This is a genomic window from Bradyrhizobium sp. USDA 3311 (genome assembly GCF_054062495.1).
In genome coordinates this window covers 9,105,717-9,121,403 of sequence record NZ_JBSSFI010000001.1, presented here as the reverse complement: position 1 = coordinate 9,121,403, position 15,687 = coordinate 9,105,717, and the positions used below count along the sequence as shown (strand labels likewise).

Below are 15,687 nucleotides of genomic sequence, written 5' to 3'. Positions count from 1 at the left end.
AAGCCGCTCATCCTTAACCTCAAATCCCGCAACTTCCCGATCAACCCATGTCTCGATACCGGTCGTCAATCGCTGAGCACGCGCCCCCGCGCATTCTTTCACCCAGCCCATCGAATACTCCGCGCTTCCGAATCAGGTGCTCAACAACGAATCACAACAGATTCTAGCGATTCAAGATTTCGCCCGCGGCGCCTCGCTCAAATCCGATGTCAAATGTGGGTAATTGAAAGCAAGCTGAGGCCGTCAACCTCGGTAAACAGTTGGCAATACGGCGAGCCAGGCGAACGGATCGACATCGTCCACTTTCGCTGTTTGCGGCAGCGTTGCGATAGTTGCCCAGGTTTGTCCGCCGCCGCCGCTGCCCGCGAAGAGCTTTCCCGTAATTTTTGTGGCGGTGGCGCGTTCGACGATGCTGCAGTCGAGCTCAATGCGGCCGTCGGTGAGGAAGCGTTCGAAGATGGCAACCCTCGAGACGCCATAACGGATTGGCTCCGCCAGTTTTGGGTTGCCGGAGATCCGCTGCAAGGTTTGCTGCAGAAAGTCGAAGAGATCTGCGACGAGCGCTGCGGAGGATTGCTGCAGCAAACGCGTGCGTCGAGACGCGGATCCGCGTATGGTCTTCTCCAAAGAGCAGATGAGTCCGAGGAAGGTATCGTCCGGAGCTGCTCGCACATTGCGTCAGCCGAATCTGAGATGGCGGCCGTCAGCCGGCAGAGCATATCTCGCGCAACTGTGATCTAGGTGATAGGCTATTGCTGCGCACGAGAGATCACTCTGCCCGGCACGCTCCAGGGAGAATAGCCACAGGTGACATTCGAGCGAAGCTCATCTTTTGGCCGCCCCGAAAAAGAACCGCAGACGACGATCTGGCTCACAGAGGGCGCGTCTGCCGACGCTGGCTGGCAATTTCCATTCCAGGCAGTCGCTGCACCTCCCGGTCCGACAGGTTCCCTTTTGATGTCGATGGCATCCAAATAGCCGTCATGATCAAGGGAACTGACGGACATATGCATTGTATACCTTGATATACGTTGTGCCGGCGCGTCTGGCGTGTGATTGCGGCTTCGAAGTCGAAATTCACCCGATCTCCGCGCCCAAGGGATAAAGCACCTGTGTCGTCTGTAGAAGTACACCAGCACATCGTTTCACTTCTTCAGAAGCCGAATCCGGTCATCCTGGATATCGGCTGCAATGACGGGACCGATACGGAACAGTTTCTCAACCTGTGCCCGCAAGCTCAGCTCTACTGCTTTGAGCCGGACCCCAGAGCGATCGCGCGCTTCAAGAAGAAGCTGGGCCCATCCCTCAATAGGTTGAAGCTGCTTGAAATCGCCATCAGTGATCGAAACGGGATGATCGACTTCCATCCAAGCAATGCAGATGGTGATGCGAAGGAATGGGACCTCTCCGGCTCGATACGCCGCCCGAAGAACCATCTTACCGAGTATGATTGGGTTCGGTTCGATCGCCCTGTCTCGGTTGAAACGCGGCGGCTGGACGACTGGTGCAGCGATGCCAAGCTGAACACGGTCGATTTCATCTGGATGGATGTCCAGGGAGCCGAAGCCGATGTTATCGCCGGCGGCATGCGGACCTTGAGCAACACGCGCTTCATCTACACGGAATATAGCGACCGCGAGCTCTACGAAGGGCAGTTGTCTCTGCAAGCCATTCTGGACCTGCTACCATCATTCGAAGTGGCGGCCCACTATCCACGCGCAGTGGAAGGTGATGTATTGCTCAAAAATACGCGCTTCTAGTGGCTACTCATATCGAGCGCCTCACTCATCGCTGGAAGACGTGACTGGTGCGCTCTATGCCACCCAAAGCTGCACAACTGGTGATCAATAAGGCCAGGGGATATCGGTAGCCGGACGGGCACTCCGGTTTCCGGCTGCCATTGCAAACCCCGCGCGCGACGTCCGCGTCGGGCGGGTGGTGGGTTTCTGACAATCATTTATTTAGCCGAGCCGGCGCGACCGACGACTTCGCGGTCGGCAGCTCGAGCAGAGGCTTGAATCAACACTGTCAGCCGGCGCTCGAGGCGTTTGATCGTCTGAACGGCTGCTGTATGGTCTGGCCCTCTGGGAAGCTGGTGCACTGCTTCGAACAAATGCCAAAGCAATTGCATCAGTTCTCCTAGCTCCTTGAGATGGGCAGATTTCATCACGCGCTTGACGTCGCTATTGTTGTCTCAATGGGAAAGCGAGCTGAAGCATGTTGTTCATTCCGGATCAAGATTGCCGTGAGGGGTCCAGCATAACTGCCGAAGTCGATTGTCCCGCAAGGCGTCCTGGACACGGTGCAGGAGAAGGCGGCGGCGATCATCAGGGGCCGATCGCGCGCCGGATCGGATCAAGATCGTGATCGCAATCGCGGCTGCTTGCCTGCTCATGTGCCCCAGGTGGAGCGGATCATCGAGGCCCCCGCGGGTCACTTCAAATTCCTCCGGGTGTGGTCAGTCAAATTCCTCCACCCGCGAGGCAGGACAAGGGACTGTTAGTTTGAGTTTGTTTCCCGGGCAAGAGCTTCAGCGGCTTCTTTGAGCCGATAGCTGCGTCCGTCGAACTCAAGCAGATGGCAATGATGCATAAGGCGATCGAGGATCGTCGTGCTCATAGTGTTGTCCCCAAGGTATGCCCCCCAATCCTGCACGACGCGATTGGAGGTGACGATGACGCTGCGGCGCAGTTTGTAGCGCTGATGGATCAGGGTCTGCAGCAAAGTGCCGGCGTCGTCGGGGATGGCGCGTGCGAGGAATAGATCGTCCAGCACGAGGAGATCGCAGTCGATGATGGTTCGCAGCCGGACCTCGCGTTGTGCCGGAGAGTTCAGGGCGTAGCGGTGGAAGAAGTCGTCGGTCTCAAGATACTGGACCTTGTGGCTTTGCAGGATCGCCTGATAGGCAATCGCCTTGGCGATGTGCGACTTCCCGGTGCCAGGTTTGCCGACAAGCAGAGCGTTCTCGCCAGCGGCAATGAACGCCAGGGTGTGGAGCTGGAAGCAGGTCTGACGTGGCAATTTGGGATTGAAGGACCAGTCGAACTCGGCGAGCGTGAGCTTTTCGTCGAGCCCGGATTGCTGGTATCGTCGCTCGATAAGGCGGGACTGACGACGGTCCAGTTCATCCTGCAGGATAAGGGAGAAGGTCTCGAGGAAGGGCTGGTTGGCGCCCTGCGCCTGGAGCACGCGCGTCTGCAGCGTGTCGCGGACACCCGACAGGCGCAGCTGTCGCAGGCAACGTTCAATTTCCGGCATGGTCATCATGTGGTTTGGTCTCCAGTGTGAGGTGAGAAGCCGCGGGAGCGCTCGTGGCGCTGGAGCTGGCCGGGGTTGCGCAGGCGCCACGAGCGCGGGTTGCAGGGGCACGGTCGTCGTGAGCCTCGGCCTGCCGACCATTATCGTCGGCGTCGCGCCGCACAGCGCGGCTGAAGAGGTCGCCGTATTCCGCGGGGGTACGGATCAGCGGATGATCCTGGGTGAGCGGCGATGCCGGCTGTGGCGTCACTCCAACCTGCTCGATCGCCTGTTCGAACAACCGCTCGACGGTCGCACGCACGTGCTTGTAGCGGTAGATGCGGTTGTCGATGGCGTGCGCGCAGGCCTGCTCGACCAGCCGCGCCGGATACTTCCGGCCCAGCCCGACAATGCCCCACATCGCGCGCTGTCCGGGGCGCCCTTCGGTGTCGAACACCTGCTGGCACAAGGCCCTGGTCTGCGGTCCGATGCGCTCGGCGCTCGCCAGCAGCACGGCGGTTTGCCGCGACGGGTTGAACGGCCGTTCGCTGGTCGGCAGGACGACAGAACCGGGGTGCGCCATCCGGGAATGAACACGCAGCAGCGCACGGGTGTGGCGATCACGGATCTCGATCGTGGTGGTGTAGATGCGCACGACGACCTGGCTGCCGATCGGCGCGGGCCGCGCGGCGTAATAGCTGTTGTCGACGCGTACGGTGGTGTCGTCGCAGACAGTCCGGACGACTTCGGTGAAGATGCGGAAGGCAGCCACAGGCAGCGGCCGCAGGTACGGCTTCTCTTCCTGGAACATCGCCTCGACCTGACGGCGCGTGCTGCCGTGGATGCGTTTGGAAGCCCAGTTCTCCTCCCAGTGCCTCAAGAACTCGTTTTGCGCCTCCAGCGTCTCGAAGCGCCGTCCGGCCAGCGCGGTGCCCTGGGTATGTTGAATCGCATTCTCGACGCAGCCTTTCCGATTTGGATCGGCCACCCGCGCGGGATCGGCGACCACGGCCTAATGAGCCAGCATCGCGCTGTAAATCGGGTTGAGCTCGGGCTCGTACAAATCCGGCTTGAGGACGCCTTCCTTCAGATTGTCGAGCACGACATAGCTGGGGACCCCGCCAAAATACCGGAACGCCTCTTCGTGGAGCTGCGCCCAGACGTGTTGGCTGGACTTCCAGACCACCCGCCGGAAGCTGCGCCGCGAGTAGCGCAGCGTCATCACAAACAGGCGGGGACGGCGGTACCGGCCGCTCCTGGGATCAATCGTCAGAGCGCCCTCGCCATAGTCGACCTGGGCCTCCTCGCCAGGCAGGAACTCAAGTCGATCAAACTGCTCGGGATCGCTGTGTCGCAACGTGCGCACAAACCGCTTGACGCTCTGATAGCTGGACGGAAAGCCAAATCGATCGACCAGGTCCTGGTAAATCGCCTGCGCATTCCGCTTCAGCCGGACCTGTTCTTCGATCCATGCCCGATGCGGTTCGCAGGCCGAGCGGGCCAGGCTGCAGGCGGCTGTCGCTTCCGACACCCCAAAAGCCGGTGGTCGGGGTGGGGGAATTTGGTCGTCCGCGCTCACCGTGCCGGTGGTCACTTCCCCGGGGGAATTTGCCTCCGCACCAGCCCGCAGCGCCCGGTAACGCCGGATCGTCTTGCGATCGACCCCCGTCAGCCTGTGGATCTCGCGCTGGCTGGCGTTGCGATCAAGTAATGTAAATACCGTGCTTTGCAGATGTGCCTTCAAGACGTTCAACTCCCAGTCCCCTTGCTGGATAAAAGGGGACCAAAATAAACGTCCTGCCTGACCGGCTACTGCTGTTCAGCGGCGCTGCCGGCGATCATCAGGTGGGGGAGTTTCAAGTGACCATACCCGGGGGATTTTGACCGACCCACGGGGTCGAGGCTGCGAGCACGCTCTGTCCGTGCGGCTGCGGCGCCATGACGAAGATCGGCGAGCACCTCAGTAAACGCCTCGACCTGATCCCGGCGCAACGGCGGATTTTTGGTCACGCGCCGCCCAAAATACGTCTGCCGTGGCTGCTCGGGCGCTATCGGAGGCACACGCGACGGAGCATGTCGTGCCCGGCAGACTGTCGACCGAGGCGGCCATTGCGCACGTGAGCGTCTCCAAGTTCGGCGACCATACGCCGTTTTACGACGTGCAAGAGGCCGGCGGCCGCTCACGTCGGAAGTACTGAATTCCGGCGGAAGGCCTCGACCCCTTCAATGCCGCGCTTGTCAGCTTGATCGAGGTCGTCCGGAGTTGCCGCTCGATCAACCGCAATTTCAGGCCGGTCCGATCGGCGTCCGCGTGCCCATGGAGGCGAGCAGCAAGAGCAGCTCGGGCGTCAGGATCGGATCAGGATTTCAGCATGTGACGAACTATCATCCCAATCGATCGCTTATGCTTGTCTCTGTCTCCCTAATCGTCCAATCATCAATCATCAGACACGGCGGGCCAGAACACTCCAAACTGTCGTTCATTGGTAGCAAAAAAAGCCCGGCCTCATTTCGATGGCCGGGCGGAAGTCAGTCGTCGACAGAGGGAGGACCTGCCGACGGTTATTTGCGGCAAAACGCTTACCGCAAATTCAAGTTGCGAGAGGATCAATGATCGAGAAATCTGTCGTCGTTTCCTTCTCTATCAAGACGATATTGATGGAATGCGGCTCAACACTGGCTCGCACAGACCTTGGAGGGGGGTCTCCGCTGCCCTGAGGATCGTCAAAGTCATGCTGATTAAATGAGCAGCGCCGAACAGAGACGATCCGCGGCTGTTCGAACGGCTTCAACGTGCCGGCCGCAGAGCGCAGCAGCCCAGCATCCCCCGCGGCTGTCATCGTTCGCATGCGAGCACTCGGAGCCCGTTCGCGCGATCCCGCAGGCGGGGTTTGGGCCACCTGCGTCGCCCTCTGCTGTACACACATCGACCGCATTGGTATCATCGTCTCACTGATGGCAGCAAACAGCGGGCCGGTCTGACTTGCCGGGCATCCTCATCAGTTACTTCGAAATGTACAACGTGACGCTACGTGCGATTCAAGGCCTGTGAGCTGATCCGCATAAAATTTAAGTCGCCGAGCTGTCACAGGCAGCTAAGTGATCCGCCAGTGGTCGGAAAATTGAAGTGATCGATGATGATCTCGGTCGTTCAGCGGCCGGCGGCATACAACGCACCGGATTCGAGCGAATGGTGGCGGAGGTTTGCCTCGGCAAGGTTGGTGCGGTTTGCGCCCGCGAGGTCTTGCGCTTCGCCCGCAACAGCCGGGATAGGCAGCAACTCATCGAGATGTGCCGCGTGGTCGATACCGTGCTGGTCGATCAAGAGACCATCTATGCGCCAAGGCACGGCAACGACGCCCCTGCTGCTCGGGCTCAAGGGCAGCCTCAACGAGTACGAGCTGGATCTGTTGCGCCAGCGCTCGCTCTCGGCTCGCTACGAGAAGGCGCGCCGGGCAAGTTGGTTGTGACAGCGCCCGTCGGACTCCTGCTCGGAAGTGCAGCATACCAGGCTTTCCATGAAATGGTTCATCCACGAGCAATTCCGCACGCCCCGCAGCAACGGATTGCCAGACCTGCGTCATGATGTGGTCTGCCGCTGGAGGACCTGGCGGCCTGCCAGCCTTGTTTAAAGGCCAAGAGAGAGCGACCCTTGAGGAAAACCGCTCCTCAAAAACCCCGCGGTATATCCGTGAGCATTCCCTTCCCAGTCGCCAACATAGCGAGCTCTCATAAGCCTCTACGCCCACTGCCTTGATCATTGTCGTGTCGAGCACGATCCACTTGCACTTCAGCGCAACGACTCCCGGTTCAACTCACGAACCTTCCAAGCCACTGTCGCTAAAAGGGGCGAGCGACGTCCGCCCGGCAGGCCCGGTACAGGGGCAGACACGCGCATTTCAACCACCATGGCAGCAAGATGGAATGTCAATCGGAACACAGTGACCTATCCGGGGCGATCGTGCCCGAACCTCGCACGTCTTGCTCACTTCGCGCTTGGGCCGCGTTCACCCCAACACTTTCAAAGAATGCTGGTTTGACTACACGCACCACTGGTTGACATCGCTCAAGCTGATCGGCTTTGCACTTGGAGCAGCGATTGCGCCGTCCACCGCGGCATGTTGGAGGATATCACCATCGCCGTCGCTAGATCGATAGCAGGGAGCGAGTCCGCCTTCGGGCGACAAATGAAGAACGGCAGAGATGGCGGCGGAGCAGATTAACGCTTCCCGCGGCGTACTCGGCAAGACGCTCGCCCTCGACATCGTATGGCTGCGATCCCAAGGAGGCGCGATCGGTAGCGGAGAAGGTCGCCAGATTGTCGCGGTTTGGGCCAACAGCCATCCGGTAGAGCGACTGAACTCCCGTGCGTCTCCCGGCTGCTAAGCGCAACACGACCTGATCGGGCTCCATTGTCAGGTGTGCTGGTGCAAATAGCGAAAATATTGTACTAAAGGGACGGACGCGCGCCCGTCTTGCGATTGGGTGCGATCTCGAGCGGCGCGCATGCGGGATTGTGGTGAGAACAGCCACACCTTCGACGATCTCATCGATGTGAGTCGCATCCTTGGGCGAACGAGACGATGTAACTTAGCATGGATGCGAAGCTGGTGTCGCAAATCTGTCAGATCACTATCGTGAGATTGGCCGCATCGCAATGCTGGTGCGGCTGCCGTGACGCGCGGCAAGACGGCCGGTGGTTCGGCATACCGAAACTGGAGATCTTCTCAGTTCGCTCCCGTACGCACCGTACGCTTCTGAGACGATCAGACCACTCTCGCTGAGAGAGTGTGCGTTTGTCCGGTCAGTACGAAGGTTGCGCGCGCCTGCCGAAGCGCAATCTGCCAAATAAGCATGCGGGGAGGAATCGCCCGCACCGCACCGGTTCCTTCCTTCGGCGCCTTTGGAAAGGCCCTTAGGGGCAAAGAACTGGGGCGCAGGTGTCTCCGCGTGGCGCTGGCATCAAGGTGTGCAGTGGCGGCATCACCGGCATGGGCGAGCGTGTCGAGGGTGACCTAGGTATGCTGGTTCTGCCTAACCGTCATTCCTCTGGAATGGCGTCAAGCATGTGCCGTTTGGTGGCGTTGAGGAGTGCGCTTGGTCGCGACATGCACCCCAACAGGAGACTTGTTTTCCGGGCGGCAGCAAATAACGGATGGCACCGGCTGCGCCCGGCTTCGCCAGCGCGCGTTCGATCTTCCTACAAATGTGTCGCGCGCCGGTGACACGAGCAAGTTTGTGCGACGAAGGCTCGACCGCGCGCTGTCGCGGGGGGCGGGATCGTTGATCAACGGACACGCTGTGACCTGCCAAAATCGAAACCGAAGCGCTGTCACATACGTAATCGAAGCACTCCTGTCGCCAATCATGGTGGCGATTAATGGGCGCGCGACTGGCTGCAGTTATGAGTCCTTCGGGGCGGGAAAAACGTGCAGGCCGCGCATCGTGCTGGTTGATGGGAGACAGTTACGTCCGACCGGCTGAAAAAGTGCACGGCGGATCCTTCATCTTCTTTTTGTAGCCATCACAGTCGTTTCACGATTGATGGCATTGGGCGGATTGATCAATGTACCCAACCTATATAGGCAAGCTTAACAGCTATGCCGCGGCCCTGGAAGCCTTGAGACGAGGCGATCGACTGCGCGGCCTAATGCCACGCGCAGGAACCGATTTTGCTTCGAACGATTATCTGGCCCTGGCGAGCGCGCCGCGTATGAAAAAGGCTTTGTTCACCGCGCTTGAGGGCGGCACGCCGATCGGAGCTGGTGGGTCACGGCTGCTGCGCGGCAATTGCGAGGAGCACGAAGCTCTCGAAGCCGAGGCGGCGCAGTTCTTCCGATCGGAGACAGCGCTGTTCTTTGGCGGCGGTTATATCGCAAACTTCGCTGTTCTGACGACGCTGCCGCAGCGGGGCGATCTGCTCGTTCTCGATTCGCTCGTGCACGCCAGCATTCATGAAGCCGCGCGAGCGGGTCGAGCCGAGTTTCGGATAAGCGCCCACAATGATCTACAGTCGGTTGCAGATACGATTAGCGACTGGCGCGCCAAGGGCGGAATGGGGCGCATCTGGATCGTGGTGGAGAGCCTCTACAGTATGGACGGTGACTTCGCGCCGCTTAAAGATCTGGTCGCAATGGCCGAGCGCTACGAGGCGTTCCTGGTCGTGGACGAGGCTCATGCCACAGGCGTTTACGGCGAGCAGGGCCGGGGGCTCACCGCTTCCTATGAGAGGCGCGAAGATCTGGTGGTGATCCACACTTGCGAGAAGGCGCTGGGCGCGGCGGGCGCGCTCGTCACTGCTTCCGGCGTATTGCGCGACTTCATGGTCAATCGGTGCCGTCCATTTGTGTTCGCCACCGCGGCATCACCCCTTATGGCTGTCGCGGTGCGAGAAGCACTCTTGATCCTGCAGGAGGAACCCGAGCGGCAGCAACGCCTTATCGATCTGATCGACTTTACACATCGTCAGCTCGTTGTGTGCGGGCGCCCGAGCCGTTCGAACTCTCAGATCATTCCTTACGTCGTGGGTGACAACGGCCGCGCGATGCGGCTCGCCTCTGCACTACAGGCGCGCGGCTTTGATATCCGCGGGATACGGCCGCCAACAGTGCCTGTGGGAACGGCAAGGTTGCGGATCTCGCTGACGCTTAACGTCGGGCAAGTTGATGTATCCGACATGATTGATGCGTTGGTCGAAGAGACTTGGGGCGACGTGCGATGACGGCGCGAGCCGCGATCATGGGGCTGATGTCCGCATCGGCAAAGCGATTTTCAAAGGTGCGCGTCGGCGCGCGAAGATGCTCCATTTCGATGCGCACTTCAAATCGCAATGACAAGCCCGGCCTGCGCAGAACCAGGAACGCTCTTTGGATGGCACGTCGAGGCGTTCCCAAGCAGATGCAACGAGGCTGCTTTTCCGAGACTGGCGGTCTCCAAAAATCTGATGCAGGAGAGATCGTCCGATGCCGACGCGAGTAGCAATTTTCTTTACATCGGCCGGCTGGGCAGTGGTCGTGGTCGTAATCCTGCTCTATGTGATCTTCGGCCCTGACTGAGGCTGGTGATTATAAGCAGAACCATAGGTGACTTGCCGGATCGCGGGTGAGGGTCTGCCGGAATTGTCGCGTGTCCTGAGGCCGAGAGCTCAGCCCCAGCGCATGCCTCGCACCGCAATCTGCCTCTTGAACCACCTCTGTGGGCTTGGCGGATCAACGTGAAGGTATGGATGCTGTCGGCCGCGGTATGAGTGTTTCTTGGTGCTGGTCTCGCATTGCCAACATGAGTACGTAGAATACGAGGAGAATTAAGAGGCCGCGCATACCAAAGGTCTTCCCGAAGCTATGACATTTGTGGAGCGAATTGTATTCGGTGCATTTGATGCAGCCGATGGACGAGTGATTACGTAGAACTCGACCGAAGCCCGGTATCAGGCGGCAAACGACTAGCCGGCCGCCCGAAGGTGCCAGCGTTAGCTCAGCAAATCGACCCTGCCGGTGTCGAGCCGATACAGGCCCCCGACGATCTTCAGTCTGTTCTGCTCAACTGCCGCGTTCAGAATCGGGCCCGCCGATTTGAGTTTGTTGACATTATCGATTACATTTTGTCGGGTTGCATTGGCGAACGTGTCACCGGTTTGCTGGCGAGATGCCGTTACCGCAGGCGCAAGCGCAGCGACGAGGGATGAAATGTGCCCCGGCGGTGGCTTATCGTGGTGGAGCGACTTGACCGTGGTGTCTATCGCACCGCAATGATCGTGACCAAGTACCAGGATCAGCGGCGTGTTCAGCACGGCGACCGCATATTCCACACTGGCGAGCGTGTCATCGTTGACGAAGTTGCCGGCGAGACGGCAGACAAACATATCACCAAGTCCGCTGCCGAAGACAAGTTCAGGCGCCACGCGAGAATCGGCGCAGCTCAGAACCGCCGCATAAGGATTTTGCCCATCGACCAAGACTTGGCGCTCGCGTTTGAAATCGTCGCCTCGTGAAGTGCCCTGGACATAGCGATCGTTCCCTTCCATCAGCCGCTTCAGCGCAGCATCCGGCGAGAGCAGGCTATCTGGCTTCGGCGGCGCTTTTGCTTCCTTCGCATCGACAATGTTGGCAAGCCGCAGGCAACTCGCCGAAACAGCGAACAGCAACAGCGAGCGGCGCGAAGGCGCGATCTTGGTCGGATAGGACATATTCGGAGAACGGCCTGCATGCATGTGCTTCACCTCATCGCACGGCTTTATGCCACCCGGTGGCTTCAGCTTCCGCTTCGCTGCAGAGCCAGCGGTCACCAGGCATCTTCGTTATGTCGATTTGTTCGTAACTGAGTTGTCCGGGCAGGTGATAAATGCGCTCGCCGTTGCGGTCCACGGTGCCTTTTATCAGACACTCGGGCGAGGGCGGGTCCGATAACAGAGTGGAACCGAGCAGGAGTTCCCGAGCGTTGATCGGAACCGAGCTCGCACCGACGATGATCGTCGACTTGTTGCGGCGACGCCAGTCCCAAGGCGCGATGAACGCCCCCGACCACAGCCCCACATCGGCTGTGCTCGCCACCAACTCATAGATGGCGTAGTTAGGGTTAGATCGACCCGACGAAAGTGCCCAGCCCGAGCGTACCATCCAGGCGTTCACATTCTCGCCTTCAATGAAGCAAGTGCCGAGTGACCTCCTGTACTCATCAACTCCTGTGGTATGACAATCCCACGTTCGTCCTTTTGAATGTTTGATAAGCTCGTCGCGAGCCGCTACGCCGCAAGCCCATTTCCGGCCGTGGGCGTCGACGCAAATCTGATCAGTCGCAGGAGCTTCGATGCCTAAGAGCCGTATTTTGGTTTGCTCGATCTCGATCGTATTGCCGTCGAGGATGCGCGGAGCGTCGCTGAGTTTCGCCGCGCAAGCCGGAGATGTCATGACGGCGAGCAATGCGACCATCATTCGGCGGTGTTTCATCCCGACACTAACCTTTCGTTCTTGGTCCATGTTCACGCACGATCCGGCGCCGCCACATTCGACTGCTTGACCGCACCATGTCCGTTATTGGGCCAGCATCGTTCGACGGTGCTTTATGAAAGCTTGGTCGTGATTTCCAACCTACGACCTGACGCAGCGTGAGGTTCAAGCGATTTCTTACGGTGTGCGTGTCTCGGTATCCTTCGAGGCTCGCCGGTCTCTCTCAGTCGGCGCGCACTGCACCCTGACGACCTGAGGAGGAGATCCCCATCGCTCGAAGATGCAGGAGAAAGCCGGACCTCGGAACGCTGTTTCTCACGCGCTTGAACAAAAGCGCCTGTGAATTTTCGGCGTTCGAGCGCAAGTCAGTCGTGGAGGAGCGACCTTGCTACGCTTCGTGCCAACCTGCATCGGCAGACAGAAGGCTGCCGACGGTTTCGACGACGGTGATGACAGTTCGTCGTAAAATTCTTGTCGCGAAAAGACCGATGTAGAAATATGGTCTCGCTTCCTCTGACCGGTTTGGACAAAGGCGCCAAGGAGTTCAGCTCACCCCTCGCTGCGTAAATGAGTCGGAATCTCGTTGCGCAAACCCTGCAAAACCTGGAGCTCTCTTTCGTACAGCCAGCCGGATGGTCGTTGATACCGATCACATTATGGCTTTTCGCTCCTCCGAGCTCCACATAATCGTACGTGGTGCTGCCGCACCGTTCGTATAATCGGACCGGATTGTTCATGACCCAGGCTGCCCGATGGGCGGCCGCTCTTTCGTGGTACTGACCGCATATTGACGCGCCACGCGGACCAACTGCCGCTTTTCTTGAGAAGCAAGCATCATCGATCGTCGACGCTCGATCGGGCCGTGCTCTATGCTCGCCCAGCAGATCAGCTGATCCGACCGGGCCCTCGTACAAAATGGCCGGCTTCATCGGGCGACGGCAGGACATTGCCCTCCTTGAACGTGAATTTGAAGTTCACCGTGTATCGTTGATCATCCGTACGGGCGGCGTCCCATCGGCAAATCAACCCATATCGAACAGGCCTCGCTGGGGCAGCCCGTCATCTGCCGCCCGTAGCCCACCAGGCGGCGAACGATAGCTCCGTTCTTTTGTGCGACGAGTGCCTGACCGTCCTTCTTGTAGGCCCTGGAACGAGTGACTTCAACATCGTGAGCGGCGCCACGGCACGACCGTGTCGTTCGTGAACGCTGTCGTTGTCAAAATCGAGCCCGCGAACGGGTCAGGGAAATAGGTTCTGCGCGCGCTCCGATCACGGGCCGAAGGCTCGCGACTGTTGCGAAGGCGTAAACACCGCGACTTTGGAGCGCATATGTTTTGCAGTTGCACTGAGGCGCTCGGCGCCCAAAGAGCTGCGGCGCGATCCTGCTCTGCGCGACTATTTACCGAGGCCCGTCGCGCCCGTCTAACTCTTCCCATTCCTTTGGCTCTATGCGATCGAACCAGGAGCCGGGAGGGAACGCCGCGATACGCTTGGCAAAGAAGGATTGCGGCTCCCAATCGTATCCTTCGCTCTTCTCGAAAATGATGACCCCGTTGTGAGTAAAAAAGCGGGGCCCGGGGATATTACAGTTCACCAAAAGCAGAACGCGCCACAGACCCCCTTTCTCGGTCGGCTTATCATTCGGCTTCGGCAAGTAGTCCACTCCAACAGGTTCGACGATAGTGCAGCGGCCTTGCCGCAGAAGATTGCCGAGCGGACCTCGCGTGGTCGTGACAAAGTTGAAGTTGGCCAGGTCATGCAGAAAGCGATGATTTGCGTCCCTTTCGCCATCCGCGACTTCACTGGCGATCAACGAGAGCGCCAGGGCGCGCCAGCCCAATTCCATCGGCTTTGCATAGGTCGACGCAAGTTGAATCGTTCCGTCGAATGCGATCTTCCAGGTGATAACGTACTGTTCGTCTGATTTATTGTCCCGGTGCCTGGTCCAGGAAACGAAAACATATTCATCTCGGTCAAATCCTTCAGCAACGCCCCACGTTCGAGGGACGAACTGTGCGACCTTCGAGACGTTGGAGAGAATGTGTTCTATCGTCTCACCGTTTTGCGCTCGCCACGTGGACTTGACTCTTTCGACGAGGGCGCTTTCGTTGGCACGAACACTGTTGCTCGTCGCAGCCAGTCCGACCAGGCAGATCAGCGATGGACCAAGACAAAACCATAGCGCGCGTCTTCCAGACATTTTCTTCACAACCGTCGGCCTATCTGGTTTTTCATCAACACGTCTTTCAAAGCGGGCAACCTTCAACCTGTTATGCGCGAGCGCAATAAGTTAGCGTCGACGCGACGGGGCGACCGATGGTGTCCCGCGCGAGCAGGCGCTCCCCTCTATGTCACGCGCCGCTAACTTCAGTCGCCAGCGACAGCCCGGATTTGCTGTGCTGGACATGCCCAGCAGGAGGGCCTGGGCATGCCGATGACTTGCATTCTTCGTGCCAGGTAACAGACGGAAATTCTTACCGGTTTTGTGTCTTCTTTGTCGACTTTCCGACTTGCACACGTTTCGATCGTTCCATTCAGCCTATCCATCGCGGCTTACCCATCCTCGTCCCGCACCGGGTATTCGACGGCGCAGGGGAACGCTTCGGTGCCAAGTTCCTGATGAGAATTCGGAGCACGTTTGCCGCCATTGAACCGTTTGGTTCGGTTGCAGGAATGTGGGCTTTCGATCTCTGCCATGCCTTTGGGCGCTTGTGGCCACGGGGCCGCGGCGCGTTTGGCGCTCCTTTCGCGATATGCGGCGGCTCCGGAAGTCGAGAGCAGCCTCAGTCAGCTGCGGTTTGCACTCGATGGCCAACGACGCCAAGCCGATCTTTACGCCGAGCATTTGGAGTCTGGCTCGCACCGCAAATCAACATGCTCGCCGGTATGTTGCTGACTTTCGCCAGGTGTCTTAGGCCTATTCAATACGGATCCTGTTGGTCGAGAAGGCGGTTGGATGGCGGACGTGCTCGATGAACCGCTGGGAAGCCGGGACTCGCATCAAATGCGTTCTGCTCGAGGCAGCAGTCCCGACCGCGCAAGCCGCATTTGCCCCTTCCACCGATCTGGCGTGCGGCCCCACGCGCACGCAGCTCCGATGGTCATTCCGACATCGCTGATTGGAGAGCGCTTCTACATCGTGGTCAACGAAAGAGATGCACGTCATTCCCGTAGCAGATGTCGCAGCGTTAGCTTGAGATATAATCTGAGAGGTTGACGGAAGAGTTCTCTTGCCGATAATCCAACTCGTCGAGGTTCTCCGGTTTGCATTTGATCCGGAGCTAAGAGGGAAGCCGGTGAAAATGCCGGCGCTGCCCCCGCAACTGTGAGCGGCGAGCCGCTGTCCAACGATGTCACTGAAGCCTGCGCGGCTTCGGGAAGGCCGGACAGCAGCGATGACCCGCGAGCCAGGAGACCTGCCCCGACATCTATTCGTCCGCGGGCGGGGTGTCCCGGTGGTGCGCTAAGCAGCCGTCGCACGCGCGACTTCCCCTGCCTGCGTCCG

9 protein-coding genes, 3 pseudogenes and 1 riboswitch are annotated in these 15,687 nt (G+C 59.3%); of the genes and pseudogenes, 5 read left to right on the top strand and 7 right to left on the bottom strand.

Features of this window, described 5'->3' with window-relative positions:
- Positions 1-273: 273 nt before the first annotated feature.
- Positions 274-627: pseudogene (locus tag ACVWW6_RS43385) on the bottom strand (IS66 family transposase); the annotation flags it as partial.
- A 485-nt stretch (positions 628-1,112) separates the two neighbouring features.
- On the opposite strand from ACVWW6_RS43385, the gene ACVWW6_RS43380 reads away from it, so the two are divergent.
- Complete coding sequence (locus tag ACVWW6_RS43380) at positions 1,113-1,760, top strand: FkbM family methyltransferase (RefSeq protein WP_161536441.1); 648 nt, start codon at positions 1,113-1,115, stop codon at positions 1,758-1,760.
- A 739-nt stretch (positions 1,761-2,499) separates the two neighbouring features.
- Here the strand turns inward: ACVWW6_RS43380 and istB are convergent.
- Positions 2,500-3,267 carry an IS21-like element IS1631 family helper ATPase IstB gene (gene istB, locus ACVWW6_RS43375; RefSeq protein WP_038952109.1) on the bottom strand — a complete coding sequence of 256 codons (768 nt, stop codon included), beginning with the start codon at positions 3,265-3,267 and terminating at the stop codon, positions 2,500-2,502.
- Positions 3,245-4,990 (bottom strand): annotated as a pseudogene (gene istA / locus ACVWW6_RS43370) (IS21 family transposase). Before istA ends, istB begins: the two are co-directional and overlap by 23 nt.
- A 185-nt stretch (positions 4,991-5,175) precedes the next feature.
- On the opposite strand from istA, the gene ACVWW6_RS43365 reads away from it, so the two are divergent.
- A complete protein-coding gene (locus tag ACVWW6_RS43365) occupies positions 5,176-5,358 on the top strand; it encodes a hypothetical protein (protein ID WP_333939020.1) in 183 nt (60 codons plus the stop codon).
- A 1,030-nt stretch (positions 5,359-6,388) separates the two neighbouring features.
- Here the strand turns inward: ACVWW6_RS43365 and ACVWW6_RS43360 are convergent.
- A complete protein-coding gene (locus ACVWW6_RS43360) occupies positions 6,389-6,562 on the bottom strand; it encodes a hypothetical protein (RefSeq protein ID WP_371740340.1) in 174 nt (57 codons plus the stop codon).
- Positions 6,563-6,572: 10 nt separating this feature from the next.
- On the opposite strand from ACVWW6_RS43360, the gene ACVWW6_RS43355 reads away from it, so the two are divergent.
- The 3 genes and pseudogenes from ACVWW6_RS43355 to ACVWW6_RS43345 all read left to right on the top strand — a co-directional run bounded on the left by ACVWW6_RS43355 (position 6,573) and on the right by ACVWW6_RS43345 (position 9,958).
- A complete protein-coding gene (locus tag ACVWW6_RS43355; protein ID WP_246740669.1) occupies positions 6,573-6,707 on the top strand; it encodes a recombinase family protein in 135 nt (44 codons plus the stop codon).
- A gap of 586 nt (positions 6,708-7,293) precedes the next feature.
- Positions 7,294-7,552 (top strand): annotated as a pseudogene (locus ACVWW6_RS43350) (branched-chain amino acid ABC transporter substrate-binding protein); the annotation flags it as partial.
- A gap of 1,251 nt (positions 7,553-8,803) precedes the next feature.
- A complete protein-coding gene (locus ACVWW6_RS43345; protein ID WP_456682945.1) occupies positions 8,804-9,958 on the top strand; it encodes an 8-amino-7-oxononanoate synthase in 1,155 nt (384 codons plus the stop codon).
- A gap of 747 nt (positions 9,959-10,705) precedes the next feature.
- Here the strand turns inward: ACVWW6_RS43345 and ACVWW6_RS43340 are convergent.
- The 3 genes from ACVWW6_RS43340 to ACVWW6_RS43330 all read right to left on the bottom strand — a co-directional run bounded on the left by ACVWW6_RS43340 (position 10,706) and on the right by ACVWW6_RS43330 (position 14,448).
- Positions 10,706-11,446: a carbonic anhydrase gene (locus ACVWW6_RS43340; protein ID WP_456682944.1), complete on the bottom strand. Its 741-nt coding sequence runs from the start codon at positions 11,444-11,446 to the stop codon at positions 10,706-10,708.
- A 10-nt stretch (positions 11,447-11,456) separates the two neighbouring features.
- Positions 11,457-12,167, bottom strand: coding sequence for a thermonuclease family protein (locus ACVWW6_RS43335; protein WP_456682943.1), 711 nt, complete (start codon positions 12,165-12,167; stop codon positions 11,457-11,459).
- A gap of 1,414 nt (positions 12,168-13,581) precedes the next feature.
- Positions 13,582-14,448 carry a nodulate formation efficiency C protein gene (locus ACVWW6_RS43330; RefSeq protein ID WP_456682942.1) on the bottom strand — a complete coding sequence of 289 codons (867 nt, stop codon included), beginning with the start codon at positions 14,446-14,448 and terminating at the stop codon, positions 13,582-13,584.
- Between the two features lie 969 nt (positions 14,449-15,417).
- A riboswitch (cobalamin riboswitch) is annotated at positions 15,418-15,620 on the top strand.
- Positions 15,621-15,687 lie beyond the last annotated feature (67 nt).

Coding starts and splice junctions, on each gene's coding strand:
- istB (WP_038952109.1), bottom strand. CDS start 3,267: ATGATGACCATGCCGGAAATTGAACGTTGCCTGCGACAGCTGCGCCTG.
- ACVWW6_RS43365 (WP_333939020.1), top strand. CDS start 5,176: ATGACGAAGATCGGCGAGCACCTCAGTAAACGCCTCGACCTGATCCCG.
- ACVWW6_RS43355 (WP_246740669.1), top strand. CDS start 6,573: ATGCGCCAAGGCACGGCAACGACGCCCCTGCTGCTCGGGCTCAAGGGC.
- ACVWW6_RS43345 (WP_456682945.1), top strand. CDS start 8,804: ATGTACCCAACCTATATAGGCAAGCTTAACAGCTATGCCGCGGCCCTG.
- ACVWW6_RS43340 (WP_456682944.1), bottom strand. CDS start 11,446: ATGCATGCAGGCCGTTCTCCGAATATGTCCTATCCGACCAAGATCGCG.
- ACVWW6_RS43335 (WP_456682943.1), bottom strand. CDS start 12,167: ATGATGGTCGCATTGCTCGCCGTCATGACATCTCCGGCTTGCGCGGCG.